Source organism: Brevibacillus antibioticus, from assembly GCF_005217615.1.
Classification (GTDB): domain Bacteria; phylum Bacillota; class Bacilli; order Brevibacillales; family Brevibacillaceae; genus Brevibacillus; species Brevibacillus antibioticus.
The window spans coordinates 4858125-4882960 of sequence record NZ_SZNK01000001.1 but is presented as its reverse complement, the minus strand read 5'-3'; the positions used below and the strand labels follow the sequence as shown (position 1 = coordinate 4882960).

The following is a 24836-nucleotide window of genomic DNA, read 5'->3' as shown; positions in this document are numbered from 1 at the left end:
GTATCTTTCCCAGGTAGTCTATCTATTCAGCGCTGCGTGACCATCGGACGCTCCAGCGCTCCTGTAATCGCGTTGACAAAATGCCATTTGCCATCATGAACCACACGCCAAACAGGTACCAGCGTCTGAATATCCGCATCGTAAGAACCGTAATAACCCAGGCTCACATTCTCAATCCGTTCTCCTTGTGAAATGATTTGCTTGTCCACCAGAGAGCGTAGTGCCGCATAACCAGAGATCACCTGTCGTTCCCCCTGCTGCTTGCGAAGGTGGAAGAAGGTCTGCCTGTAACCAAGTATCGTTCCGTTGTCCAAATACATTTCCAACGGGGCGACGAATACTGGCATTTTATCATAGACCTGCCAATACAAGAGCCGCGCTTGATTCGATTGATACGGATCGGCTACGTATTGATCGGAATAAATCAGCCTCGGACCAATTTGACGCAAGAGCTCCTGCGGATTCAGTTGACCACGAATCTGCATCGGTGGGTCCAGCTTAGCAGCCAGCGCCATCTTTTCTACCGTCGCCTGAAGTCCTGATATCTCATGCAAGGAAATCGGATTAATTCCGATATACTCCGCATCCAAATTGGACATTTCCGGTGTATCCTGCGGCACTTCTGTATCCAATGTGATATTTTGCTGATTCAAGTACAGCTCTGTATTCCATTTCTCGCTCTGCGCGACTTCCTTGTCATTCCACAGGCTAATGCGCGTCACATACACCTGATACAAGAGAAACAAATCGAGGAGAAGAAAGGCCCAGATCAGAATCGTCTTGGTCCTACTCCAATCCATGCGCCTTCCCTCCTCCCTGCTTGGTGTGCGCAGAAATATACAGGCTCGCCTGATTCGCCAATTCCACAACCCAGATTGGCATCAGATCCACGTATCCTTCGCCTACTTTGGTATGGTAAGCCAAATAAGCGTTGGTGACTTTTTCTGTATCCGCCAGCTTTTTGTCGCGGATATATTGATACAGCTCCGGACCAGACATAACCGTCCACTCTTTGTTATCGATATATTTGTCCAAATCCAGCAGCGATCGGCTCATCGTCACAATCTGGCCTGCCTCTGAAGTCATTTGGATGGTATCGATATGCTTGGCCTCCCCTTCGCTGATCAAGGGATACGCCCCCAAGTACTGGCGGAACGTGATCAAGTCTTTTTCATTGTAGCTCTTCTTGATTCGTTCAAAATGGTACTCATCAAGCCAGCCCAAGTGCTTATTCATGAAGGTAACGGCACTCTGCACTTTTTCTTCATCAGACAGCTCCTGATCCCGCTGTTGGTACGCTGGATCAGTAAACGTGAATGCCTGCTGCTCCGATCTCAATTGAATCGATCTGCTGCCATCTGTAAAAATAACCGTTTTGTCCCGCTCCATGATCTGTCTGACGAGCGACTGATCGATAAAGTAAGACTCGATCAATCTATCATTCGTAACCGGTACATAGCTGTAGCGGAATTGCTGCATGCGCATCTGATTCTTGGGCAAATAGTACGTGCTCCACATCAGCGCAGGTCCTTCCAAATCTACGAAGCTTCGCTCTGGTTTGACGATTTTCATAATTTGTTCAGGCATTAAATCACCAGAAGCCAAATACGATTCTCGCAAATCCTTAGGGCTGATCGATGTTCGAGAACGCATCATTCGACCTTCCTCAGTCGACAAAAATAATGCGTAGACGACATCCTCGTCCTTCTCGTAGTACAACCATAATCGGTCAATCCCTTTCATTCGGTTGTCAAACTCATCCCGAAAGGTTACCAGCCGACCTACAATTGACAAGGGAACCGTGCTCCGAAAGCGCACTTCCAAACCCATCTTTTCCCGGGCAATATCTTCCCATTTCTCATTGGAGATGGTGAGAGGAGAAAAATCGAGGAAGATCCATTTCGACATTTCTCGTACGATCAAACTGTAAGGAGCATCGGTTGCGGATGCTTTCGTGTGGCGATCTTCCCCATAGTGAAAAACAACGGATTCCGGCGTAACGAGCTGTTCGAGCTGTTTTTCCTGAACTGGCTTTGACTGCGTGTACTCTGCCGGCTCAATAAATTGAAGGTTAGGCTGATTCGACCACAACATCGCTGTCAAAACAAAGCTGGCTAGCACTAGCAGATTGAGTAAGACGGTCTTGGCAGGCTCTAGCATCCGCTTCATCCCGTTTTTCCTCCTTGGGCAAATGGCACCCAGAACGTGACTGTCGTTCCCACGTTCCATTCGCTCGTAATCTCGATATCTGCACCGTGTGCCTGTACTAATTCGCGGGCAATTGCCAATCCCAGACCTGTTCCACCCTGACCGCGCGAACGCGCCTTGTCTACGCGGTAGAAGCGCTCAAAGATTCGCTTCAAATCACGGCTGGGAATACCGATTCCTGTGTCGATGATGGAGATTTGGACCCGCTTTTGCTTGTGGTCCTCTTTTGCCATAAGAACCACGGTGCCTCCTTGAGGCGTATACTTGATTGCATTGGACAGAAGATTATCCAATACTTGATTGATCGCATCTAAATCAATATAAACCTGCGGAAGCTTGCTCGGCATATCAAGACTGAGCTGAACCTCCTGTTGTTCACTGAACATGGAGAAACGATCGGCAGCATAGCGAAGCAATCGATTGAGGTCCGCTTCCTTGCAATGCAGACGAACCCCCTGCGAATCAAACCGCGATAGCTGCAACAAATCGTTTACCAAGCGAATCATGCGCTCTGTCTCCGACGACGTAACCTTCAAGAACCTTTGGGACAGCTCTGGCTCTTCCACTGCGCCATCCAGCAGCGCTTCCACATAGCTTTTAATGGTCGTCAGTGGTGTCCGCAGCTCATGCGATACATTCGCCACGAATTCGCGTCGCTGCTGCTCCAGTCGTTGCTGCTCCGTCACATCGGCTACGACGGCGATGATCCCGCCCATTTTTTTGCTATCGTGCTGTAAGGGCGTAAACGTCACACGCAGGATTACTTCTTCCTTATTCGGCAGCGTCATCTCAATAATAAGCGGTTCTTCCTGCGCATAGAGCGACATCTCATCCTCTGGCGGCAGACCCAACAGATCATACAAGGTGCGCCTCTTGAGAAGGACGTCAGCCATCGTCACCTGCAACATATCTTCTGCGGCCCGATTAAACAGGATGATCTGTCCATTCCGGTTTGCGGCAATAACACCGTCCGTCATGTTGCTCAAAATCCCTGCGAGCTTCTCACGCTCTTCCTCTTGCTGCAAGATGGCTTCCTGCAAACGTAAGGTCATATGGTTAAAGGCCATACCGAGTTGGCCAATTTCATCATCGCTATAGACACGTACACTACTGTTAAAGTCCCCGTCTGCAACCAATCGTGCCTGACGGGTCATCTCCTTCACAGGCTTGGTGATAGTGCGGGCCAACACGACCCCGAGCACCGCCGTAATGACCATGGCGATCATCGTACCTGTCCCCAAGATGCCGTTCATTTTACCAATCGTCGCATAAGTGCCTTCCATCGAAGCGATCATGTAGACCGCACCGTATACAATCTGATCGCCCTTAACAGGTAATGCCAACACCTTCACCCGCGCCCCCGTCTTCGGGTCGATCCGCATCGATTCACTGCGCGTCCCGAGCAAGGCAACCGTCACTTCAGGCTGCGAGGTCCGCTGTCCAATTGTACTTTTGTCGTCCGTCGTCGCAACCACCGTTCTTGTCTGATCGATGACCTGCACATTCGCTCCATTGATTTTTACCAGGTTGTTGATCAGGTTGTCGATGTACTGACGGTTTTGTTCGGTGTTGGATTCCTTCCCATCATGCGGGCGCAAATCGCTTTCCAGCAAACTCGCTAACAAACTAGCTTGTCCGTTCAAGGCCTCGGAAAAGTTGTTGATGTAGTAGCTCTCGACTTCCCGGGCAAAATACGCACTAATAAATTGCATCGCAAGCAAAATCAACAGCATGTAAATGATGACCATTTTCCATTGAACGGTCTTGAACAGCCGCCTCATCCAGGCTGGCCTCCCATGCCGGGATTGCGTAATGTATAGCCCAAACCACGTCGCGTGATAATGTACTTCGGCTGGCTCGGATCATCCTCGATTTTTTCCCGCAAACGACGGATGGTCACATCTACCGTCCGCACATCGCCAAAATAGTCAAATCCCCAGACCGACTGCAGGAGATGCTCTCGCGTCAATACTTGTCCTTGATGGCGAGCGAGGTACACCAGCAGCTCAAACTCACGGTGCGTCAGCTCTAATGCTTCTCCCACCTTTTCGACGGTATACGAGTGCAAATCGATTTCCAGCTCATGCACGCGCAGTACATGCTGGCTATCCTTCTCTTCCACTTTCGAGCGGTTACGACGCAAATGGGCCTTTACACGGGCTACCAGCTCACGCGTACTAAATGGCTTCGTCACGTAATCGTCCGCTCCCAATTCCAGCCCGAGTACTTTATCCAATTCAGAGTCTTTGGCAGTCAGCATGATGATCGGAACATCATACGTCTGGCGAACAGTTCGGCATACGTCCATTCCGTCTCTGCCTGGTAGCATAACATCCAATAAAATCAGATCCGGTCGCTCATCCTTGACCACGACAAGTGCCTCATCACCATCATAGGCGCATACGACCTGATATCCTTCTTTTTCAAACGTGAATTTCAAAATATCTGCAATCGGTTTTTCATCGTCAACTACGAGGAGTTTTGCCATCCTGCGCCCTCCCTTTTCTGTAAATACGTGTTCAACAGTCTTCTGTTTCCTCTTAACTGCCTCTTCAAGGATTCCACTTCGACCGTTACTATTCCTCTACAATACACCATGTACGCCTTGTAAAGAAGGGCTTGGCATTCAATCCCTGCCAGCAAAAAAAGGGCCCCTCCTAAGAGTTGCCCTTTCCTACCCAGAAATTACTAGTCTATTTTAAGTAACGAATCGGGTTTTGATTTCGTCCACTTTGTAGAACCTCAAAATGCAGGTGGACGCCGGTCGATTGCCCAGTAGAACCCTTTACGCCGATTTTCTTTCCTTGGCTAACAACATCGCCGGCTTTCACATTAATGATGCTCATGTGACCGTACAACGTCTTCATTCCATTGCCGTGGTCGATGATAACCGATTTTCCATAGTCACCATTCCAACCAGCGAACGTAACACGTCCATTGTCTGCCGCCATGACAGAACCAGCACCGGCAATATCAATCCCTTTATGCATGCTGCCCCAGCGTTTGCCGAAGCCGCTGCTGATATACCCGCTAGCAGGCCAGCTCAAACGGCCTGTACCACGCGATGGGATAACTTTTGTACCGCGCTCCATAATTTGGGTTACAGGCTGCACAGTTACATCTTGTTTGATGACTTTGCGATTAACGACTTGTCCATTTTCTTTCAAAACTTCGTACTTAACTGTTTTACTGCCGTTTTTACCTTCTTGTACGACCTTAGTTTCGCCCTTAGGAACCTTGTCATTGTTTTTAATTTGGGTATTAAAAGCAATAACCTCTTGCTGATCTACTTCTTCTTTGACTTGTACAGTAACCAGTGGACGCACTGCGGTTACATTAATTTCTTGTCCCAATTTAAGAACGGTATTTTCCGTAACACCTGGGTTGTTCGCGTAAATATCTTTTGATGTAATGTCGTATTTCTTCGCGATGCAACCGATGCAATCGCCTTCTACGACTGTGTGCTTCATATCCTTGAAGGTGCCTTTTACCAGCAACTCCTCGAGTTTATCGGCAGACAAAATTTGAGATGCATCGACTGTTTCGGTTTGCATCTCTACATTTTCTTTAAATGCGACTTCTTTTACCGGATTTGGTTTGACTGGGACTGTGGATGCTGCTGCTACAACAGACTTTTTCCCTGTCGTTGCAGGAACTCCGGAATATTTTTGCTTCACTTCAGCCAGTACTTCATCAGCCGATTGCTGGTCTGGCAGGTAACCTACTACTTTGCCGTCAATCATTAGCTTAACGCCCTGAACCTTGAGATCCGCTACGGATGCCAGAGCTTGTACAGCGGCATCATTATTAAACGGTGCCTTGAATTCACGCTCTTCTTCGAATGTGATATAGTCAGCCAATTGCAAGTTGAGGCCTGTTTTTGACTTTTCCTCTTCCAGCTTTGCTACTGTCCAGTTATGTATCACATTTGGATCATTTACCACGCCAATCTCTTTGCCGTTCACACTGACATGGTAGACAGAATTGACATTGCTTGTGTAATAGTATTGTGCAGATGCTCCAGCAGCAATCGTCAATACTAGACCTGCCGCAATTGAAAGTGATTGTTTTTTATGCGACTGGATGTAAGAGCTTGTACGTTTCATTGTACGTTTCGCCAGATCACTGCAATCTCGAACGATTCGTGATGACCGTTCCTGCAGCTTGGCCTTCCATTCCGACCAATGCATAACTTGTCCCTCCTGAAAACAGATACAACTTGCTCGTTCCATTTCCTGAAAATTTTTAATATATTGACTGGGTCGTAAATCCCATAATTTAGTTTCCATATATCTGACAAATTGCCTAAAGAAACCAACTATGTCGACTTTACCATAAGATTAACGACAACATCAAGTGTAAATTGCTGTCGAATAAAAAAATAGACGTAGAGTCACTATATGTACAAACAATTGGTAGCATTTATCATATCTGGAGGCTGATACACGTGAAGGAACGTAACATTCTTGCAGGATTTCGCACCGAAGATGATGCCCAAAAGGCAGAAAATGCACTTCGGGAAGCTGGTTTTTCCATCATTCAGATCGACAGAATCGGCCAATTCCCTGGTGACGGGAATGAACAGATCCTGAATCCTATAACCGGAGATTTTCCCAGCTTGGGCAACCTTACACTGGCAGCTGACTTCCCAAGCGGCAGAGATGCAAGCGTCATGGCTGCAGTAAATCCAGACGCCAGCGGCATGGCCGATCGGGGCGATGGCAATTTGAACCGCAGTGTCTTGTTAACGGCAGTGGTACCAGAGGAACAAGGTGATCTTGCGACTGAGATCATCCGATCGTATGGAGGGATGATCTAAAATAAATATAGCCATCTTCCTAAATGAACTAGGGAAGATGGCTTATTTCGTTATGGACATCAGGGACTCACACCTCTTGCATTGAGGTAACGTCTTTTAACGCAAGTCTGCGTATTTTCGTTTTCTCGGCGTCATTTTGTTGTTTGTATGTGGTGATAAAGCATAGGTAGCCATTGTTGAAATGAGTCATGGTTCCCTTGATGACGACGCCATTGATCATCTTTACCTGTACATTTTTGCCCAACAGCTTCATGGCCTTTTGGTCAAATCCAAAACCCATCATCACTTTTCACCTCTCCATTTCTCCCTATGTCTATCCATATGCCCAGAGGGTGTCGTTTCGTGTCTGTCCGTTGCAAAAAAAAGAAAGCTGCCGAATGCTCGACAGCTTTCTTCTATTATATAGGCAATAGCTTATCCGTAAATGCCACGAACAATGACAGTTTGTTCACGATCTGGTCCTACGGAGAAGATCGACATTGGAATACCAGTCAGTTGCGTGATGCGCTCAATGTAGTGACGAGCGTTTTCTGGCAAGTCGTTCAAATTGCGAACGCCTGTGATATCCTCTGTCCAACCTGGCAACTCCTCATAAACTGGCTCACATTTCGCAAGCAGGTTGAGGTTCGCTGGGAATGATTCGATAACTTCTCCATTGTATTTGTACGCTGTGCAAATACGCAGGGTCTCGATTCCAGACAGGGTATCCAGCTTGGTGATCGCCAAACCAGTGAGACCACTGACACGACGAGCATGACGAACGACAACACTGTCAAACCAGCCTACGCGGCGTGGACGACCTGTTGTTGTACCATATTCGAAACCAACCTCACGAATATGGTCGCCAGTTGCATCAGTCAGCTCAGTCAAGAACGGACCATCACCTACACGCGTCGTGTAAGCTTTTGCAACCCCGATTACTTGGTGAATCTTGGTCGGTCCAACACCAGAACCGATAGTCACACCACCCGCAATTGGGTTGGAGGACGTTACGTAAGGATACGTACCTTGGTCAATATCGAGCAATACGCCTTGTGCGCCTTCAAACAGAACACGGTTGCCTTGATCGATCACATCGTTGAGAACAACAGAAGTATCGGTCACGTATGGGCGAATGATCTCTGCGAGTGCCAAGTACTCATCCAAAATTTCTTGAAGCTCAAAGCCAGTTGTGTTGTACATTTTCTCCAGCAGCATGTTTTTCTCTGCCAGGTTGCGCTCAAGTTTGCGAGCAAACTCTTCGCGATCCAACAAGTCAGCGATACGAATACCGATACGCGCAGCTTTATCCATGTAAGCAGGTCCGATACCTTTACGAGTCGTACCGATTTTGTTAGCACCGCGGCTATCTTCCTCTACGCCATCCAGCTTGATGTGGTACGGCAGAATCACATGCGCGCGATCACTGATTTTCAAATTGCTTGTAGAAAAACCGAAGCTGTGAATGTACTCCAGCTCTTTTACCAATGCTTTCGGATCGATTACCATACCGTTTCCGATTACGCAGGTCTTGTCACTATAAAAAATTCCGGATGGAATCAAATGCAACTTATACTTGTTACCATCAAAAATAATGGTATGGCCTGCGTTGTTACCGCCTTGGTAACGAGCCACTACCTCTGCACTTTCCGCTAGATAGTCTGTAATTTTACCTTTACCTTCATCGCCCCACTGGGTTCCGACGACAACGACTGTTGACATCGAAAAACACCTCCTGATATTATCATGTCTTTTCGGGCCTGAAACAATCTAAGTTTACTAAACGAGACTCCCCATGTCAACGCTAAATACGAACATTCATATACTTAATTGTTGATATGTTCGGCAATTCAATATAGAAAAAAAAGCCGGAATTTCTCCGGCTTTTCTTCCATTCCAACTATTAACCTGCTTGATTTCGAAAGCGATGATCCAAGTTAACGAACTTGTTGAATTCTTTTAGGAACGCCAACTCCACCGTTCCGGTTGGGCCGTTACGCTGTTTGGCGATAATGACTTCGATGACATTCTTGTTTTCTGATTCCTTGTCATAGTAGTCATCACGGTACAAGAAGGCAACAATATCGGCGTCCTGCTCAATCGACCCCGACTCACGGATATCTGACATCATCGGTCGCTTGTCCTGCCGTTGCTCTACACCACGGCTCAACTGCGACAGGGCGATAACCGGCACGTTCAGCTCACGCGCGATCCCTTTTAGCGTACGAGAGATCTCAGATACTTCCTGCTGACGGTTGTCTCCTTTACCTCGTCCATGAATCAGCTGAAGGTAATCGATCAGGATCAGGCCCAAGCCCTTCTCTGTTTGAAGGCGACGGCATTTCGCCCGGATGTCCTGTACAGTAACCCCGGGTGAATCGTCGATGTAAATCGGCGCTTTCGCCAGCGTACCGATTGCCATCGTCAGCTTTTGCCAATCATCTTCCTCCAGTGACCCTGAACGCATCCGGGACGCATCCAGATTACCCTCCGCACAAATCATACGCTGTACCAGCTGAGGAGCACCCATCTCCAAGGAGAAGATGGCTACCGTCTCGCCTGCACGGGCTGCTACGTTTTGCGCGAGATTCAAGGCAAAAGCCGTCTTCCCTACAGAAGGACGGGCTGCCAAGATAATCAGGTCACTGCGCTGCAATCCTGCTGTCATCTTGTCCAAATCCGTATATCCCGTAGAAATCCCCGTAATATCTCCGCGTCGCTGACTCAAAAATTCAATTCGCTCGTACGTTTCCAGAAGGGCATCACGAATCGGTGTAAAACCGCCACTGTTGCGATTTTGACCGATCTCCATGATGTACTTCTCCGCATCCGCGATGATCTGCGTGACATCATCTTCACGGGAGTACCCGTCATTGGCAATCTTTGTAGCTGTATGAATCAATCGCCGAAGCAGCGATTTTTCTTCTACAATTTTTGCGTAGTATTCGATGTTGGCAGCCGTTGGAACTGAACTGGCGATTTCCGTGAGATACGTAACCCCGCCGACTTCATCCAGCAGCTTGTGGTCCTGTAGATCCGCTGTAACAGTAACCAGATCGACAGGCTCGCCTTTTTCATACAGGTCCACCATCGTTTGAAAGATGCGCTGATGCGCTGTCTTGTAAAAATCCTCCGGACGGAGAATCTCAATGGCCGTGATTAAAGCTTCCTTAGACAAGAACACGGCACCCAGTACCGATTGTTCCGCTTCCTTGTTCTGTGGCGGCACACGATCCAAAAACAGGTCGCTCACGTCACACCCCCCACATTTGAGTCATTATTCTTCCACAACGTGTACTTTCAGAGTCACAGTTACTTCGTTGTGCAGTTTTACTTTGATTTGCGTCACGCCCAAAGCACGGATGGCATCCATTTCGAGCTTACGCTTGTCTACTTTGATTTTATACTGATCTTCCAGCGCTTGCGCTACTTGTTTACTGGAAATTGCACCGAACAAGCGACCACCTTCGCCTGCTTTTCCTGTTACTTTCACTGTCAGCTCTTCCAGCTTTTTGCCCAGCTCCTGAGCATCCAGCTTTTCCTGCTCCTTGCGCTTATCTTCGCTGCGCTTTTGAGCGTCGAGCGTTTTCACGTTGCTATCTGTCGCTTCTTTTACCAGCTTCTTTGGCAACAAGAAGTTGCGTACATAGCCCTCTGACAAATCCTTCACTTCGCCTTTTTTCCCTTGGCCTTTTACATCTTGAAGAAAAATGACTTTCATCATCGTTTCCCCCTTTATATTTTGGCCTATACGACCGAGTCAATCGCTTCTTTCAAACGACGTGTTGCTTCTTTAATTGATATGCCTTGAATTTGTGTCGCAGCACCAGTGAGGTGACCGCCTCCACCAAGCAGTTCCATGATGGACTGAACATTGATGTCGCCCAGAGAACGTCCGCTGATCAAGATCGTATCGTCGGAACGCTCTGCAACAACAAACGACGCCTGGATACCTGACAAAGTGAGTAGCTGCTCTGCAGCTTGCGCCACCTGTACCTGTGTGTAATCCTCGGACGGATCGCCTATGGCAATCGCCATGTTGTCGCGGTACGTCTCCGTGTTCATGATAATTTTTGCCCGCTTCACATACTGTCCCAGATCTTCCTTCAACAGACGCTGGACAGCCGCGGTATCGGCCCCGTTACGGCGAAGGAAAGACGCCGCTTCAAAGGTCCGTGAACCTGTGCGGAAGGCAAAGCTTTTGGTATCCACCACAATCCCTGCTAACAGTGCCGTTGCAATCAGATTGTCGATATTCAATCGCTCGCTCTGATATTGCAAGAGCTCTGTAACAAGCTCGGCCGTCGAAGAAGCATATGGTTCCAGATACAAGAGCACTGGCTCAATGAACTCCTCCGAACGTCGATGGTGGTCGATCACCACAATTCGGCTGGTTTCCGTCAACAGCTTCGGCTCAATCACCAGCGATGGTCGATGCGTATCGACGACTACCAGCAATGTGCGACCGGAGATGAGTCGGATTGCCTGTTCTGGCGTGATAAAGGTCTCAGCCAACTCTTCATTGGCATAAATCTCTTTCATCAGACGCTCTACAGAATGATTGCCTTCATCCATGACAATATAAGCCGTTTTGTTGTGCAACTGCACAGCTTTCAATACACCAAGTGATGCCCCGATGGAATCCATGTCAGGCTGTTTATGCCCCATGACAATGACGTGCTCGGCCTCATGAATGAGATCACGCAACGCATGTGCAATAACACGAGCCCGGACACGTGTCCGCTTTTCCACCGCATTCGATTTCCCACCGTAGAAAGTGAGCTTGTTGCCAATCTTGACAGCGCACTGGTCGCCACCGCGCCCTAATGCGATATCCAAGCTTGATTGCGCCATTTGTCCCAGCTCAATGTAAGTGGTAGCCGCCGCTCCAACCCCGATACTGAGCGTAATCGGAATCTTGTTGTCAGCCGTCATCTCCCGTACTACATCGAGAATGTCAAATCGCGATTCTTCCAATTTATCAAGTGCTTCCCGTTCCATCAGAGCCAAAAACTTGTCGGCTGTGATTCGGCGAAGATATATGCCATGTTTGTTGGCCCACTCTGTAATCACACCAGCCACGCTTGTAGAGAGCAGCGTACGGCTCTGATCATCCATGACTTGTCCAACCTCGTCCAAATTGTCGAGGTGAATGATGGCAAGTGCAGCCTTTTCTCGATGGTAACGAGTCGTCAATTCTTTGAAATCCGTAATGTCCTTGAAATACAAAAGGCGCTCATCGGACCGAACAATGACTTCGTATACCCGCTCGTTATAAGTAAACTCCAGCCGTTTTTGCTCCGGCTTCCAAACCAGTTGGGGAAATACCTCTTGAAGGCTTTTCCCGATCATGGTTTCATCCCCGGACATATGCGTCATATACGGGTTTACCCACTCAATTGCCTTTTCCTCGTTGTATAAAAGAATTCCGATCGGCAGTTCCTGGATAACGCCTTCTCCCGCCTTCTTCACGCGATGGGTGACCGTCGCCAAATACAGGCGCAAGTCTCGTTGGAACCCCTTTTCTGCTTGAAGAGCGTAAAGAACCAAGCCAATCAAGCAAACTATGCCGATCGCCCCGTACATCCAATGGAACAAGGTCAAAATCCCCAACAACAACAAGCTAAAGCTGAGTGCCAGGACCATGTGCATCCCGTACCAACGCTTTAACAGGAACTTGGGCATTTCCTCAGCCCCTCTTCACTCTTGTTTCCAGTTTTTCACGCAAACGAATTCCTAGGTCAAATATCCCTACTAGACTAAGTACCAGACCAAGTATAGTAATTATAGTACTTGGAGAGAGAAAAATAAATAGACAGACAACGAGCGCAATAGCCCATCCCTTCCAGCCGTATAAATAGGCAGCAAATAGACAAAAACTCAAGCCCTGCAAGGTAAAAACAGCATCCAGCATGACTTTCAGGTTCATCAGGGCGATTTCCCAGAACGTGCCCTGCATGCTTTCAGCAAACAACAAAAGACTGATCATCGCAATGAAGTAGTAATACAGCAATGATCGCGGGAAGTTCCATTCCCGAATTGGCTTCAATGCTGGAATCGGTCTGCGCAGACGCCTTCCAGACCAACGCGCCAATCCATGAATAATGGCGGTCGATAAAAAGCTGAACATGACAATACTCGTAGGCAAGATGATTTTGCCCAGTTCAAGGAGTTGATCAAACTGCTCTTTTGGCACCATTGCTGGACGCAGCTTAGCAACTTCTTGCATGATGACATTAAAATCAACGTTCATCCCAAATGCCATAAATGCCATCATGGAAACGACACTTAAAAAGGCAACGCCTGCCCCTGCCACAATCGCCGGAAGAGCCGCTCCTTTTCTCGCATAAAAAATCCCCATGACTGAACCCCAAACCGCACTTGAAAAAGCAAGTGTAGCCGCCGCAAACGGACCAGTAATGATCCAGCCGAGAAACGTGAAGACAAGGGAGATCCACACCATGTTAGGTACTGTTCGATTTACTGCCAAAAGGATAAACGGCAGAGGTATCAAGAAACTGACGAGTCCTCCCAGTACCGTATATGTACTGAGAAACAGCAGCACCAGTGCGATACCCAGCATAAGGGCATTTTCAGCCAAGTGTTTCGTTTTGGACGGCATGTCAGCACCTCATTATTCATGTCTCATGTACCCTCTCCATAGAAAACTATGGAAAAAAGAGGGCCACGCAATTGTGCCCCTCTTTGTATAGCTTTTGAAAATTATTCAGCAGTGTAAGGCAACAGTGCTACTTGACGGGATCGCTTGATTGCGATTGTCAGTGCACGTTGATACTTCGCAGAAGTACCAGTTACACGACGTGGCAAGATTTTGCCGCGCTCGCTGATGAACTTTTTCAGCAAGTCAACATCTTTATAATCGATGTGCTTGATTTTGTTCACTTTAAAGAAGCATACTTTACGACGCTTATTAGGACGTCCTTTGCGTGCCATGATAGTCCCTCCCTCTTAGGAATGTGAAAGTTATACGATCTTAGAACGGCAAGTCATCATCTGAAATGTTGATCGGCTTGCCTGCACTCGCGAAAGGATCACCAAACGGATCATAGTCATTATTTTTTTGACCGGATGGTTTGTTACCGCCACCCATGCCCGGTCCTGGATCGTATCCTGAATTGTCTCCGCCGGATTCATTGCCTCGACCGCCCAAAAATTGAACGTTCTCCGCAACGACTTCCGTCACGTATACCTTTTTACCTTCTTTATTATCATAGGAACGTGTTTGCATACGTCCTTCGATGGCTGCTTGTCTACCTTTACGCAAATAGCTTGCGCACAGGTCGGCAAGTTTTTGCCAAGCGACAATGTTAATGAAGTCCGTTTCTCTCTCTCCCGCTTGATTGGTGCGGGGACGATTAACGGCCACAGTAAAAGTAGCAACGGCAACGCCATTTGGCGTGTAGCGAAGTTCAGGATCTTTCGTCAGGTTGCCGATGAGAATGACTTTATTCATCTTGGTTCCCCCTCTGATCGCGACAATGATTACTTCTCATCACGAACAAACATAAAGCGGATTACGTCGTCATTGATTTTCATCAGACGCTCAGCTTCCGCAACAGCATCGGAGTTCGCTTTGAAGTTCATCAAAACGTAGTAACCTTCACGGAACTTGTTGATCTCGTACGCAAGACGACGTTTACCCATTTCTTGAAGCTTAGAGATTTCGCCACCATAGTTAGTTACAACATCGCTGTAACGAGCTACATTGGATTTTACTTTCTCTTCTTCAAGGTCTGGACGCAATACATACATTACTTCGTATTGGCGCATACCTTTTCACCTCCTTATGGACTTTAGCGGCCCTGTTCGGGCAAGGAGCGAGTGCTAAAACGAAACGCACAAAACATGCACTCCATAAATACTCGCATTATCGTATTATAGCAAACAGCCTAGTTCGAATCAAGAATTTCGTACTAAACATTGAAGCGGAAATGCATAACATCTCCATCTGCCACTACGTACTCTTTCCCTTCAAGACGGTACTTCCCACGTTCTCTCGCTACTGCTACGGAACCAGCATCTACCAGATGATCATAAGCAATCACTTCGGCACGAATGAATCCGCGCTCGAAATCAGTATGAATCACGCCTGCTGCTCCTGGAGCCTTTGTACCCTGACGGATGGTCCAAGCGCGTACTTCTTGTACACCTGCTGTGAAGTATGTTACCAATCCCAGCAGCTTGTAAGCAGCACGAATCAGGCGGTCGAGACCAGACTCAGAAAGCCCCAGCTCTTCCAAGAACATTTCTTTGTCTTCGCCCTCGAGCTCAGCGATTTCTGCTTCTACTTTCGCGCTGATGACAACCACTTCTGCACCTTCACTCGCTGCATGCTGGCGAACTGTCTGCACATGCGGGTTGTTGTCTGCATCGTTAATGCCGTCTTCCGCTACGTTGCACACGTACAGCATTGGCTTGATTGTCAGCAGATGCAAATCGCGAATCCATTTGCGCTCTTCGTCATCCAGTTCGACACTGCGAGCAGATTGACCCTCTTCAAATGCTGCTTTCAATTTCTCCAGCACGTCCAGCTCTTGCTTGGATTCCTTATCGCCGGATTTCACTTTGCGTGCAATGCGGTCAATACGACGATCAACAGAGTCCAAGTCAGCAAAGATCAGCTCCAGGTTGATTGTCTCGATATCGCTCAAAGGATCGACACGGCCTGCTACGTGAGTGATGTTCTCATCTTCAAAGCAACGGACAACATGTGCAATCGCATCCACTTCACGGATGTGTCCAAGGAACTGGTTGCCAAGGCCTTCGCCTCTGCTCGCGCCTTTTACCAACCCAGCAATGTCTACAAACTCAAAAGCTGTCGGAACTACCTTGTTCGGTACAACGATTTGTGTCAGCTTTTCCAGACGCTCGTCTGGCACCTCCACGATCCCTACGTTCGGGTCAATCGTACAGAACGGGTAGTTAGCCGATTCAGCGCCCGCTTGTGTAATGGCATTAAACAATGTCGATTTTCCTACGTTAGGAAGACCTACAATCCCGCATGATGCACCCATCTATATACACCTCGTTCATTTAATATCCAACTCGAATAGTCTATCACATTCTGCCATTACGTCCAATCAGCCATTAACTTGAAAACAATGCATACGATTTAATATAGTAAACGACTCGTCTCCTAAAATAGGGTCGGATTAAATAGGTTACTCACACGCTATTGCCATCCTTTAGCCCGATCCAACTTATCTCGATATCCCGGATCACCTGCGTACAATTGTGCTGCCCCTGATGCTTTCGCGTTTTTACATGTCTTGTAGAAAAACGTTGTTGCAGGCTTTGGTTGTGGTTTTTTGCCGGCGTGGCTGGCTTAGCAGCAACCTCATGCTTTGCTTTAACCTCTAGTTTAGCTTACTGCGCTTTAGTTTGGAGGTCCACGTTCCTAGCAAGATTCCTTGTATTTGGTTCATACATATAGACTACGCATGCAAGTCCATTTGTTTCAGGTGTATCCACCAGTGAAGAGTATATCCCTTCTTTTCCATTTCGTGAGCTGATAGATATAGGTAATAAACCCCTTTTTTTGCAGTAGATGGATTCGTGATGTTGATACGCGGTATAATTAAGCTAAAAGCACCTATAACAGAAAGCGGAGGCGCACTAGATCGAATTAATGCTACGTACCATGTTCAATGGGTTGAGTCGAACAAAGAAATAAGAGGAGGATTAGAATGCTACCTAAAAAAACAAAGTTCATTATTCCTTTATCGCTTTTCTCAATCGTTTTCTTTAGTTTTTGGATGAATGATAGTAGTGCCATACAACAAAAAATAGCTATTTATCTGAATGGTAAACAAAAGACCGATTGGGATCCCCAATTCATAAACGGACGCGTGTATGTACCAGTTAAGTTAATGGCGGAATCTCTAGGTTCTAAAGTAAGTTGGGATGACAAGAAACAGACAGTTGATATCAACACTGATATCAAAATGATCGCTTCTATTCCAGAAGAAGAAATTTACTTATATGTTTTAAATAAAGATAAAGATACAAACATGTATAAGGATTTAATTGTAAGCATCAATGGGGTTAAAAAAGTTTTTGATTGGGAAACCATTGCAATGATTACAGATTTACCCGAATTGTTTTATTTAGATTTAAATAGTGATCAAAAAAAAGAATTGGCTATTCTTTTAAGTAAAGGTCATGGGACAGGTTTTTCTAGCGAAACCATTCATATTGTAAATCCTGAGAACTTTACTGAGTATCCTATAGAAAATCCATTAGATATAATAAAAAACCATGTTACAACAAAAATAATATCTGATACCGAAGTGGAAATAAAAGTAGGTGAAACGATTTCAAATATCAAGTTAGAGAATATCCCTTTTAAAGAGTCCAAACTTCTTCCCGATAAAATTTCTGAAATCAGTTATGAAAATTTCATTTACTATGGGATCTCAGATAATACAATAACGGCCACTGTTGGTGTGGAAGGTGATTATTTGAAATATATTGGGTATATAACGATTGAATATTATTTTAAAGATGGCAAATACAAAATGAAGAATATTTCAATTTCACAAAATTAGCATGGCGAACGAATTAAACAACTGTATATGAACCAATTAAGGGAGTGCGTGATAAGCACCAGTTTTTGACCGGTCATCGTCGCTTTCACCTATCTAGGTAAAAAACAGGGACAAAACGGAACAGCATAATTGTGCAGTTTTTTCAGGCTCCGATTTTTGCATTGATTCACTCCTCTTTCTCCCATGTGTAGGTCTTCTCCGACTTCTCTTGCTGTGAAGCCTTCCAATATGATCTTGCGAATGACGTGCCTTTCCTTTTCATTAGGGAGTTGCTGTAATAGCTCTTCAACAAAAAGGTTATCGTCGCTTCCGATCGTACTCTGCTGCCTGCCAAGTCGTTCAGGATCGGGCATTCATTACGCAGCCTCTTTCCTCTCGATTGTTCAGGTTCCAAGCATTCAGATCCTTCCCGTTCACGCGAACATCCTTCGTCTGTTCGATCCACTCCTCTTTTCCACCAGCAGCATTGGCTACCGACGCGTAGCCGGGGTACTCCTGGTGACCCAGCACCTGCTTCATGGTAGGAATCTGTACCTGCAAGTGCTTAATCAGGTGATTGGCGACATCAAGTTGCTCAGGCCTCGGTTGCTGTGTCCGGAAGTCCCCGACAAGGCAAATGCCTAGTGCATGTCGGTTGCTATTGCCTACGTGGTAGGAAATTGTTTCTGGATCGTTACACCAGAAAAACAAGCGTGACGAACTAAGTAATATTACACACTACCTTATACTCCATATACTTGTTCCATAACATAGAAAATACCTTCAGGTGGTGGGACAGAAAAAGAAATGCTAGACTGGAAAAAACTTGTTCTTTGAATTATCTCGACATGTTTATAAATGAGGTGACTGCAAAAATGAAGCTCTTACTTCTCGGTGCGACTGGTCGCGTTGGAAGTCATATCCTTGACTATGCATTAAAGGATGGGCATGAAATAACCGTTCTCGTTCGCTCAGCAGACAAGCTCCTTCATCTGGCTGATAAAAATGTGCGAGTCCTGACCGGAAATGTTCTCGATCAAAAGGATGTTGCATCAGCCATGCGTGGAGTTGACGCGGTCATTAGCGCGCTGGGGACAGATAAAGCGACGACGTTATCCGAGGGAACTCCCTATGTTATTGAAGCAATGAAACGTGAAGTCGTTTCACGCATTATTACGGTGGGCACCGCCGGCATCTTGCAAAGCAGAGTTTCTCCTGACCTGCTCCGCTATCAATCCAGTGAATCCAGACAAAAATTGACGCGTGCTGCCGAGGAACATCACAAGGCATACTCGCTCTTGGAACAGTCCGAGCTCGATTGGACCATTGTATGCCCGACGTATTTGCCTGATGGCGAGTATACAGGCACTTACCGGGTCGAGGCTCACCAGCTACCTGTAGATGGGATACAAATTTCCGTGCCCGATACGGCGGAGTTTACATATCAACAGCTTTCTAGTTCCGATTACATACGGGCACGAGTCGGCATTGCCTATTAATACGTATAGAGAAAAACAGGCTCCCTTCCATTACGGATAGGAGCCTGTTTTTCTTCTATTGCTTCTTTACTTCTCGTTTACCAGCTTTTCCAGCTCATTCAATGTCTCTTCAAAGATTTCCATTGCTTGCTCGATTGGCTGGGACGTGGACATGTCCACACCTGCTGCTTTTAGCACCTCGATAGGTGGAGCAGAGTTACCCGCTTCGAGGAAGTTTTTGCGAACTCGATCCACTGCTGGCTGACCTTCATCCATGATTTGCTTCGCTAATGCTTGTGCAGCGGCAAAGCTCGTCGAGTATTGATAAACGTAGTATTTATAGTTATAGAAGTGGCTCACACGTGCCCATTCCATACCGATTTCCTCATCGGAAACCATATCTTTGCCGTAGTACTTTTTGTTGATGTCGAGGTAGATCTTCTTGATTGCTTCCGCATTCAGAGATTCCCCGGCTTGTTCCTTCTCGTGAACCACTCTCTCAAACTCCGCGAACTGCGTCTGACGGAACAGCGTGGAACGGAAGTTTTCCAGATAGTGATTCAAGAGATACATCTTCTCTTCTTTCGTCTTCGCCTTCGCGTACATGCTCTTGAACAGCAGTGTTTCATTCATGGTAGAAGCCACTTCTGCCGTGAAGATGGGATAGTTGGACGAAATGTACGGCTGGTTTTTATTCGTATAATAGGACTGCATGGCATGTCCCATCTCATGGGCGATGGTATACACATCATCGAGCGTACCTTGGTGATTCAACAGTACGTATGGATGTGAATCATAAGCACCCCATTGGTAAGCACCTGTGCGCTTATCATCAGTGGAGTAGACATCTACCCAGCCGCCATCCAGGCCGTCAGACATTGCCTTCACATAGTCATCACCCATTACCTTCAAACCATTAACGACGATTTTCTTTCCTTCGTCGAAGGAAATATATTTGTCATCGGATGGAACGATCGGCACGTAAATGTCGTACATGTGCAATTCCTTCACGCCAAGCATTTTCTTTTTCAAAGAAATGTAGCGATGCAGCAACGGCAGATTGTCATTCACCGTATCAATCAGCTCATCATACACCTTCGTCGGTACGTTATTCGGTGTTAGGCTTGCTTCCAACGCAGAATCGTAATTGCGTACCGCTGCATAGAAATTATCTGCTTTTACTTTGGCAGCAAATGTTGATGCAAACGAGTCTTGGAAATCGATCAGAGCCCCATAATATGCCTTGAAAGCTTCTCTGCGCAATTTTTGATCTTTGCTTTCCATATAGGAAATGAAATTGGCACGAGTCAACTGAACTTCCTTGCCTGTCTCATCTTTGATTTTAGGGAACTTCACATCTTTAGACAGCATGCCGTAAATATTTGTCGGTGCACCTCCCAAAGGAGACGATTTCGCCAGGAGCTGCTCCATATCCGCAGAGAGTGCGTACGGCTTCGTCCTCAGCATGTCTTCGATAAACAGCTTGTAAGGCTCAACCTCCTTTGCGGAAAGCAAGCTCTTTATTTTGTCATCGGGAATCGCAACGATTTCAGGCTGTACCCATGAAGTTTTTTCTGTGACAAGCGTGGACATTTTCTCAGCGCGGTCTCTCAGCTTTTGCAGATCAGGATTCGCGGAGTTTACATCGAGAGACATGCTTGCGTACACGTATGCTTTGTCATGTAAGCGCATCAATTCAACGTAGTCATCGAATGCCGCCTGCATCGCAGCAGAAGATGTACCCACCTTGCCTTGGTTCTTTGTGAAAGCATTCGCTAAAGATTCAACCTTTGCAACATCCTTTTCCCATTCCTTAACAGTCGGATAAATATGATCCAGCTTCCACTTGTACGCATCTGGGATCTCAGCGCGAGTTTGATAAGAAGGCTTTTCAGCAGCAAGAGCTACCGCCTGCGTGCTGTAAGGAATAAATGGTACCGATACTGTCGACAATGCAATGGCCAAAGCCGTAACTGATGCAAATACTTGCTTCTTCAAATCTGAATCGCCCCTTTTCTTCTATCTATTTTTGCCAAAATCATAAGTGTGTAATTATATTTTCACCTGCCAAATTCCTTCTTACTAATAAAAATTTTTAAAATATTCAATAACAACCGTCAATTTATCCAGAGAAAATTCTCTTTTGTGGATAAGTCTGTGGATAAGTATTTACTAACAACTTTTTATTCCCCTCAGCGTTTGCAAGCACTCCCTTTTCCCGTAAAAAGTTGTCCACATTTTCTGTGGATATGCTGTGAATAACTTATTTTCTTGGAACTAGGGCATCCGCCTATACCTCGTAGTGGGTTCCTACATAGCATGAGTATTGAAACTACGGTAGGAGGTGTTAGCAAGTGGGTATCTTTAACGGCTTCGACGATTTCGCGCTGATCTTGGTTCTGTTCATCCTTCTCGTTATCGTAGGTTGCGACTGCGACTAACCTACTCCGCTGCCATCCAGCCTATCTGAAGGTAAGCTTGCATCCTCAGCAGCCTTACCTTCTCCAATTCCACATAGATCATAGCCAAGGCAATGCAGCCTAGGGATAATGATCAGTCATAACCTACGTACCATCACCGGGAGATACATTTGATCGTACAAAAGGAAAAAGGATGCGCCTCTTTTGGCTGCATCCTTTTTTTTATTTACCCACATGCTTGAATTAATTATTTAGATCCTGTCTGAAAAGTTATCCACTGCGCTTGATTTACATTACCTGCTGTGTCCTTTACCAGACCCGCAATGAGACTTACCTGATATCTCGTATGTGGCTGCCACTTTCCTTTTGGCTTCACAGACAACATCCGCTTGCTTTTGTTCCATGTAATGGTATGCGGAACGATAGCCCCTTTTTCATCTGTCACGCGAACTAATGGCCCGGCCGTTTTGCTAGAGAGGACTTCACCACCAACCAAAGCAATCTCTTCTGCAAACTGGAGTGTCACTTTATCCTGGAGCCCTACATTTTTAGCCCCGTGTCCGGGCAGCATGACTGCTTGTGGAGCGATATTATCCACAGGTTTTCTCGTTTGAAACGTGTAGGTCAGTTCTGGATTCAAATTGCCGCGCTGATCCTTCACTTTTTTGGCCACCAAGCTTACTCGATAGGACGCCCCCGCTTCCAGATTTCCTACCGGATCAATCGTCATGCTTCGATCTGTTTTGTTCCATTTTGCCGTAAAACGAATCTTCTTTTTTTTCGCATCCGTGAGCGAAATGATCGAGAGACCAGACTTGTCGGAGATCTCTTGCCCATTTTTTAACGAAACTGGCCCCGAAAATGTCAGTGTAATGATTTGATTCGGGTCAATTTCCGCCGATTTGTCAGCCGGGGATATTCTCACTCCCCATTCGTTTGCCGACTTTGCCCACACTCCCTGTGATGGAAGTAGGAAAAGCGCAAGCACTACTACCCATTGCAACCACCGAACACTCATCCTTTTCATCGAACCCCTCCCGTCTATAACGACAAAGCCGCTTCCTGGAGTATATAAGCGCGTCGCTTCATCGTTTACAGGCATTGTAGAAAAAGACAGATGGGTTGATCAAAGAAATATGGTCTATGCTTGCGGTTCTTCCTCCGCGCGAATCAGTATCTTTTTTAGCTTTCGTTCAAATTCTAGTCGTCCAATCATCACACTATGATCGCAACCCGTACATTTGATTCGCACATCCATGCCCATGCGTATGACCTTCCACGCATTCGTGCCACATGGATGTGGCTTTTTCATCTGTACGACATCCCCTAGTCCAAATTGCTTTCGTTCCATATCTCTTTCTCCTCTCTACACTGTTCCCTTTCCAGACACCGCGACGATTTTTGGATACGGAATTTGAATGCCGCGGTTGGTTAATTCCGATCTGATCTTGGCACGCAAATTTCGATTGACCCCGTGATGCGTGTTTGGCTTGCACTCAGCCGTAACCCGGATGATGACTTCGGAAGGTCCCAGTGCATGTACTCCCAAAATTTGTGGCTCGGCTACGATATCCGTCAATTCTGCTCGAGCCGATGCCAATACTTCTTTGAGCACAGACTCAACTTGATTCAGATCTTCTTCATACGCTACAGAAACGTCGACAACCGCTAACGTATTTTGCAAAGAAAAGTTGGTCACCTGATTAATCGTGCCGTTTGGAAAGATGTGTACCTCACCGGTCCAGCTTCGCACCTTTGTAATGCGCAGACCAATCTCCTGCACCGTGCCCGTCAAATTGTTGATCGTTACGACGTCTCCGACAGCAAATTGGTCCTCAAAAATAATGAAGAATCCCGTAATGATATCACGCACTAGACTCTGCGCCCCGAAACCGACTGCCAGCCCCAGTACCCCTGCGCTTACCAAAACAGGGCGCAAATCAATGCCCAACAGCTGCAAAATCATGAGAATCGCCAAAAAGTATATGCCGTACCGCACGACATTGTTGACGAGCACCCGCATCGTGTCCACTCGGCGTTGATCCATTTGAATCTTGCTTCCATGGCGGTGCTGGAACACTTTATTTACGCCTGATTGCACCACGGAAACGACAATGCGCGATAACAGGATGATCGCTGCGATTTTCAGTACAACCATCCCTATATTTACCCACATATCTGAATCTGTCACATACGCATATACCTGGGCATAAATTCGCTCAAAAAAACCAGCTTGATTCATTCCTCCCGCTCCTTCTGCTCCCCGTTTTCATCCACCTCGCTATACTGGCCGAAAAACTGACGGAAGTATCCTCGTATTACCACTTGCTGTTCCATCATGATCGCCTTCGCTCGTAAGTAATCCGACAGTGGGAACTCAATGGAAAGGGCACAGCCTGCCGTTATTTCTTTTGGTGTTGGTCTTGTATCGATCTCAATATCTTCGTACTCCAGCAACATTTCTGCCCGCAAGGCTTGCTGCGTGGAATCAAATGCGATCAGCACTGTCTCTCCTCCCATCTCACTCCCCCTCATCTTTTTACGCAAACTACCATAACTCCTCTTATTTTACCTGTTCGTTTTCATGCATGCCAGCCGCTGAGTTTTCAAAACCTACGTAACTTTCCCATTAGCAGGTATAAAAATGTCATATCGGTACGATACTGTGAATACTTTTATATAACCTTTTACAGATTGGTTTAAGCCAAGTCGGCAAGAGTGGGGGTTTCCATGAGTACATCCGATAATCGCAGGGATTATTCTTTGCCACCTTTTAAAGTGGAATACCGCAGTGAAAACGCAGACGAGCATCTCGCCGGTCACCTTGCGCAGCGCTTTCGCTTAAATCGGTTCGATGACGACCTTGTCATTGTATGTATTGGGACAGACCGTTCTACTGGTGATGCTCTAGGTCCATTAGTAGGAACCAAGCTCATCGCACAGTCACCTCGTTTTTTGCAAGTGTACGGAACGCTTGAGGACCCTGTACACGCCATGAATCTTAAGGAAAAATTAGAGCTCATCCACACGAATCATCCGACAGCTGCACTCATTGCAGTCGATGCCTGTTTAGGTCAATTTAGCCACGTCGGAAATATCAATGTGATTAATGGTCCACTAAAACCAGGAGCAGGCGTTAAAAAAGAGCTGCCTCCTGTTGGTTCCTTTCACATTACTGGGATTGTCAACGTAGGAGGATTCATGGAGTATTTTGTCCTTCAAAATACCCGCCTCTCCATCGTTATGAACATGGCAGATATCATAGCTTCCGGACTGGCAAAAGCCGTAACACTGGCTTCTACGCCGAGTCGATTCGATAGTGTCTTATATGATTGACCGTTTCTTTCTGCAAAAGGTTCCATCCCTCTTTAGAAAACTTGCTTTT

At 46.5% G+C, this 24836-nt stretch carries 27 protein-coding genes and 1 pseudogene; 5 read left to right on the top strand and 23 right to left on the bottom strand.

The genetic code is table 11. The annotated features are described in order from the left end of the window. Nucleotides 1–26: 26 nt before the first annotated feature. The 5 genes from E8L90_RS23750 to E8L90_RS23730 all read right to left on the bottom strand — a co-directional run bounded on the left by E8L90_RS23750 (nucleotide 27) and on the right by E8L90_RS23730 (nucleotide 6398). Nucleotides 27–800: a two-component system regulatory protein YycI gene (locus E8L90_RS23750; RefSeq protein WP_137031594.1), complete on the bottom strand. Its 774-nt coding sequence runs from the start codon at nucleotides 798–800 to the stop codon at nucleotides 27–29. Beyond that, nucleotides 787–2169: a YycH family regulatory protein gene (locus E8L90_RS23745; RefSeq protein ID WP_137031593.1), complete on the bottom strand. Its 1383-nt coding sequence runs from the start codon at nucleotides 2167–2169 to the stop codon at nucleotides 787–789. Before E8L90_RS23745 ends, E8L90_RS23750 begins: the two co-directional genes overlap by 14 nt. Further along, nucleotides 2166–3989 carry a cell wall metabolism sensor histidine kinase WalK gene (gene walK, locus E8L90_RS23740; RefSeq protein WP_137031592.1) on the bottom strand — a complete coding sequence of 608 codons (1824 nt, stop codon included), beginning with the start codon at nucleotides 3987–3989 and terminating at the stop codon, nucleotides 2166–2168. Before walK ends, E8L90_RS23745 begins: the two co-directional genes overlap by 4 nt. Further along, nucleotides 3986–4696 carry a response regulator YycF gene (gene yycF, locus E8L90_RS23735; protein ID WP_048035465.1) on the bottom strand — a complete coding sequence of 237 codons (711 nt, stop codon included), beginning with the start codon at nucleotides 4694–4696 and terminating at the stop codon, nucleotides 3986–3988. The genes walK and yycF overlap by 4 nt, the downstream gene beginning before the upstream one ends. Before the next feature lie 205 nt (nucleotides 4697–4901). After that, complete coding sequence (locus tag E8L90_RS23730) at nucleotides 4902–6398, bottom strand: LysM peptidoglycan-binding domain-containing M23 family metallopeptidase (protein ID WP_137031591.1); 1497 nt, start codon at nucleotides 6396–6398, stop codon at nucleotides 4902–4904. A gap of 173 nt (nucleotides 6399–6571) precedes the next feature. Between E8L90_RS23730 and E8L90_RS23725 the strand changes: the two genes are divergently transcribed. After that, complete coding sequence (locus tag E8L90_RS23725) at nucleotides 6572–7027, top strand: hypothetical protein (RefSeq protein WP_137031590.1); 456 nt, start codon at nucleotides 6572–6574, stop codon at nucleotides 7025–7027. Between the two features lie 67 nt (nucleotides 7028–7094). Here the strand turns inward: E8L90_RS23725 and E8L90_RS23720 are convergent, their stop codons facing one another. The 11 genes and pseudogenes from E8L90_RS23720 to E8L90_RS31440 form a co-directional block, all read right to left on the bottom strand. Beyond that, the gene (locus E8L90_RS23720) at nucleotides 7095–7310 is read right to left on the bottom strand and encodes a hypothetical protein (protein ID WP_020477510.1); all 216 of its coding nucleotides are present in this window, start codon (nucleotides 7308–7310) and stop codon (nucleotides 7095–7097) included. 131 nt (nucleotides 7311–7441) lie between these two features. After that, on the bottom strand, nucleotides 7442–8728 hold the full coding sequence (locus E8L90_RS23715) for an adenylosuccinate synthase (RefSeq protein WP_137031589.1): 1287 nt from the start codon (nucleotides 8726–8728) through the stop codon (nucleotides 7442–7444). Between the two features lie 181 nt (nucleotides 8729–8909). After that, complete coding sequence (gene dnaB, locus E8L90_RS23710) at nucleotides 8910–10259, bottom strand: replicative DNA helicase (RefSeq protein ID WP_017246818.1); 1350 nt, start codon at nucleotides 10257–10259, stop codon at nucleotides 8910–8912. A 24-nt stretch (nucleotides 10260–10283) separates the two neighbouring features. Next, nucleotides 10284–10727: a 50S ribosomal protein L9 gene (rplI, locus tag E8L90_RS23705; protein ID WP_015894079.1), complete on the bottom strand. Its 444-nt coding sequence runs from the start codon at nucleotides 10725–10727 to the stop codon at nucleotides 10284–10286. Nucleotides 10728–10753: 26 nt separating this feature from the next. Then, nucleotides 10754–12691 (bottom strand): DHH family phosphoesterase, encoded by a 1938-nt coding sequence (locus E8L90_RS23700; protein ID WP_137031588.1) that lies wholly within the window; start codon nucleotides 12689–12691, stop codon nucleotides 10754–10756. A 4-nt stretch (nucleotides 12692–12695) separates the two neighbouring features. Further along, nucleotides 12696–13628 (bottom strand): DUF2232 domain-containing protein, encoded by a 933-nt coding sequence (locus E8L90_RS23695; protein ID WP_137031587.1) that lies wholly within the window; start codon nucleotides 13626–13628, stop codon nucleotides 12696–12698. A gap of 101 nt (nucleotides 13629–13729) precedes the next feature. Continuing rightward, entirely contained in the window at nucleotides 13730–13960 is a 231-nt protein-coding gene (gene rpsR, locus E8L90_RS23690) for a 30S ribosomal protein S18 (protein ID WP_016739387.1), read from the bottom strand. Nucleotides 13961–14000: 40 nt separating this feature from the next. Beyond that, the gene (locus tag E8L90_RS23685; protein ID WP_137031586.1) at nucleotides 14001–14480 is read right to left on the bottom strand and encodes a single-stranded DNA-binding protein; all 480 of its coding nucleotides are present in this window, start codon (nucleotides 14478–14480) and stop codon (nucleotides 14001–14003) included. 29 nt (nucleotides 14481–14509) lie between these two features. After that, entirely contained in the window at nucleotides 14510–14797 is a 288-nt protein-coding gene (rpsF, locus tag E8L90_RS23680; RefSeq protein WP_007720183.1) for a 30S ribosomal protein S6, read from the bottom strand. Between the two features lie 143 nt (nucleotides 14798–14940). Continuing rightward, nucleotides 14941–16041 carry a redox-regulated ATPase YchF gene (gene ychF / locus E8L90_RS23675; protein WP_137031585.1) on the bottom strand — a complete coding sequence of 367 codons (1101 nt, stop codon included), beginning with the start codon at nucleotides 16039–16041 and terminating at the stop codon, nucleotides 14941–14943. 158 nt (nucleotides 16042–16199) lie between these two features. Next, a pseudogene (locus tag E8L90_RS31440) lies at nucleotides 16200–16289 on the bottom strand (excalibur calcium-binding domain-containing protein); the annotation flags it as partial. 424 nt (nucleotides 16290–16713) lie between these two features. Here E8L90_RS31440 and E8L90_RS23665 point away from each other — a divergent pair. Beyond that, the gene (locus tag E8L90_RS23665; protein ID WP_137031584.1) at nucleotides 16714–17574 is read left to right on the top strand and encodes a stalk domain-containing protein; all 861 of its coding nucleotides are present in this window, start codon (nucleotides 16714–16716) and stop codon (nucleotides 17572–17574) included. 89 nt (nucleotides 17575–17663) lie between these two features. Here E8L90_RS23665 and E8L90_RS31435 read toward each other — a convergent pair whose 3' ends face one another. Then, nucleotides 17664–17927, bottom strand: coding sequence for a sigma factor-like helix-turn-helix DNA-binding protein (locus tag E8L90_RS31435; RefSeq protein WP_137031583.1), 264 nt, complete (start codon nucleotides 17925–17927; stop codon nucleotides 17664–17666). Next, on the bottom strand, nucleotides 17914–18264 hold the full coding sequence (locus E8L90_RS23655) for an N-acetylmuramoyl-L-alanine amidase (RefSeq protein ID WP_244297366.1): 351 nt from the start codon (nucleotides 18262–18264) through the stop codon (nucleotides 17914–17916). The genes E8L90_RS31435 and E8L90_RS23655 overlap by 14 nt, the downstream gene beginning before the upstream one ends. Nucleotides 18265–18428: 164 nt before the next feature. On the opposite strand from E8L90_RS23655, the gene E8L90_RS23650 reads away from it, so the two are divergent. Beyond that, entirely contained in the window at nucleotides 18429–19052 is a 624-nt protein-coding gene (locus E8L90_RS23650; RefSeq protein ID WP_137031582.1) for an NAD(P)-dependent oxidoreductase, read from the top strand. 66 nt (nucleotides 19053–19118) lie between these two features. On the opposite strand, the gene pepF is transcribed toward E8L90_RS23650, so the two are convergent. Beyond that, on the bottom strand, nucleotides 19119–21029 hold the full coding sequence (pepF, locus tag E8L90_RS23645; RefSeq protein ID WP_137031581.1) for an oligoendopeptidase F: 1911 nt from the start codon (nucleotides 21027–21029) through the stop codon (nucleotides 19119–19121). A 356-nt stretch (nucleotides 21030–21385) separates the two neighbouring features. On the opposite strand from pepF, the gene E8L90_RS23640 reads away from it, so the two are divergent. Beyond that, nucleotides 21386–21472: a YjcZ family sporulation protein gene (locus tag E8L90_RS23640; protein WP_017246824.1), complete on the top strand. Its 87-nt coding sequence runs from the start codon at nucleotides 21386–21388 to the stop codon at nucleotides 21470–21472. 226 nt (nucleotides 21473–21698) lie between these two features. On the opposite strand, the gene E8L90_RS23635 is transcribed toward E8L90_RS23640, so the two are convergent. The 4 genes from E8L90_RS23635 to E8L90_RS23620 all read right to left on the bottom strand — a co-directional run bounded on the left by E8L90_RS23635 (nucleotide 21699) and on the right by E8L90_RS23620 (nucleotide 23971). Beyond that, nucleotides 21699–22478, bottom strand: a complete 780-nt coding sequence (locus E8L90_RS23635; RefSeq protein WP_137031580.1) for an Ig-like domain-containing domain — start codon at nucleotides 22476–22478, stop codon at nucleotides 21699–21701. Nucleotides 22479–22592: 114 nt separating this feature from the next. After that, the gene (locus E8L90_RS23630; protein ID WP_007720174.1) at nucleotides 22593–22802 is read right to left on the bottom strand and encodes a DUF951 domain-containing protein; all 210 of its coding nucleotides are present in this window, start codon (nucleotides 22800–22802) and stop codon (nucleotides 22593–22595) included. A gap of 15 nt (nucleotides 22803–22817) precedes the next feature. Beyond that, on the bottom strand, nucleotides 22818–23693 hold the full coding sequence (locus tag E8L90_RS23625; protein ID WP_137031579.1) for a mechanosensitive ion channel family protein: 876 nt from the start codon (nucleotides 23691–23693) through the stop codon (nucleotides 22818–22820). Then, complete coding sequence (locus E8L90_RS23620; protein WP_137031578.1) at nucleotides 23690–23971, bottom strand: putative Se/S carrier protein; 282 nt, start codon at nucleotides 23969–23971, stop codon at nucleotides 23690–23692. The genes E8L90_RS23625 and E8L90_RS23620 overlap by 4 nt, the downstream gene beginning before the upstream one ends. Nucleotides 23972–24181: 210 nt before the next feature. Here E8L90_RS23620 and yyaC point away from each other — a divergent pair, with 210 nt between their 5' ends. Then, on the top strand, nucleotides 24182–24787 hold the full coding sequence (yyaC, locus tag E8L90_RS23615; RefSeq protein WP_137031577.1) for a spore protease YyaC: 606 nt from the start codon (nucleotides 24182–24184) through the stop codon (nucleotides 24785–24787). Nucleotides 24788–24836 lie beyond the last annotated feature (49 nt).

Coding starts and splice junctions, on each gene's coding strand:
- E8L90_RS23750 (WP_137031594.1), bottom strand. CDS start 800: ATGGATTGGAGTAGGACCAAGACGATTCTGATCTGGGCCTTTCTTCTC.
- E8L90_RS23745 (WP_137031593.1), bottom strand. CDS start 2,169: ATGAAGCGGATGCTAGAGCCTGCCAAGACCGTCTTACTCAATCTGCTA.
- walK (WP_137031592.1), bottom strand. CDS start 3,989: ATGAGGCGGCTGTTCAAGACCGTTCAATGGAAAATGGTCATCATTTAC.
- yycF (WP_048035465.1), bottom strand. CDS start 4,696: ATGGCAAAACTCCTCGTAGTTGACGATGAAAAACCGATTGCAGATATT.
- E8L90_RS23730 (WP_137031591.1), bottom strand. CDS start 6,398: ATGCATTGGTCGGAATGGAAGGCCAAGCTGCAGGAACGGTCATCACGA.
- E8L90_RS23720 (WP_020477510.1), bottom strand. CDS start 7,310: ATGATGGGTTTTGGATTTGACCAAAAGGCCATGAAGCTGTTGGGCAAA.
- E8L90_RS23715 (WP_137031589.1), bottom strand. CDS start 8,728: ATGTCAACAGTCGTTGTCGTCGGAACCCAGTGGGGCGATGAAGGTAAA.
- rplI (WP_015894079.1), bottom strand. CDS start 10,727: ATGAAAGTCATTTTTCTTCAAGATGTAAAAGGCCAAGGGAAAAAAGGC.
- E8L90_RS23700 (WP_137031588.1), bottom strand. CDS start 12,691: ATGCCCAAGTTCCTGTTAAAGCGTTGGTACGGGATGCACATGGTCCTG.
- E8L90_RS23695 (WP_137031587.1), bottom strand. CDS start 13,628: ATGCCGTCCAAAACGAAACACTTGGCTGAAAATGCCCTTATGCTGGGT.
- rpsR (WP_016739387.1), bottom strand. CDS start 13,960: ATGGCACGCAAAGGACGTCCTAATAAGCGTCGTAAAGTATGCTTCTTT.
- E8L90_RS23685 (WP_137031586.1), bottom strand. CDS start 14,480: ATGAATAAAGTCATTCTCATCGGCAACCTGACGAAAGATCCTGAACTT.
- rpsF (WP_007720183.1), bottom strand. CDS start 14,797: ATGCGCCAATACGAAGTAATGTATGTATTGCGTCCAGACCTTGAAGAA.
- ychF (WP_137031585.1), bottom strand. CDS start 16,041: ATGGGTGCATCATGCGGGATTGTAGGTCTTCCTAACGTAGGAAAATCG.
- E8L90_RS23665 (WP_137031584.1), top strand. CDS start 16,714: ATGCTACCTAAAAAAACAAAGTTCATTATTCCTTTATCGCTTTTCTCA.
- E8L90_RS31435 (WP_137031583.1), bottom strand. CDS start 17,927: ATGCCCGATCCTGAACGACTTGGCAGGCAGCAGAGTACGATCGGAAGC.
- E8L90_RS23650 (WP_137031582.1), top strand. CDS start 18,429: ATGAAGCTCTTACTTCTCGGTGCGACTGGTCGCGTTGGAAGTCATATC.
- E8L90_RS23635 (WP_137031580.1), bottom strand. CDS start 22,478: ATGAAAAGGATGAGTGTTCGGTGGTTGCAATGGGTAGTAGTGCTTGCG.
- E8L90_RS23630 (WP_007720174.1), bottom strand. CDS start 22,802: ATGGAACGAAAGCAATTTGGACTAGGGGATGTCGTACAGATGAAAAAG.
- E8L90_RS23625 (WP_137031579.1), bottom strand. CDS start 23,693: ATGAATCAAGCTGGTTTTTTTGAGCGAATTTATGCCCAGGTATATGCG.
- E8L90_RS23620 (WP_137031578.1), bottom strand. CDS start 23,971: ATGGGAGGAGAGACAGTGCTGATCGCATTTGATTCCACGCAGCAAGCC.
- yyaC (WP_137031577.1), top strand. CDS start 24,182: ATGAGTACATCCGATAATCGCAGGGATTATTCTTTGCCACCTTTTAAA.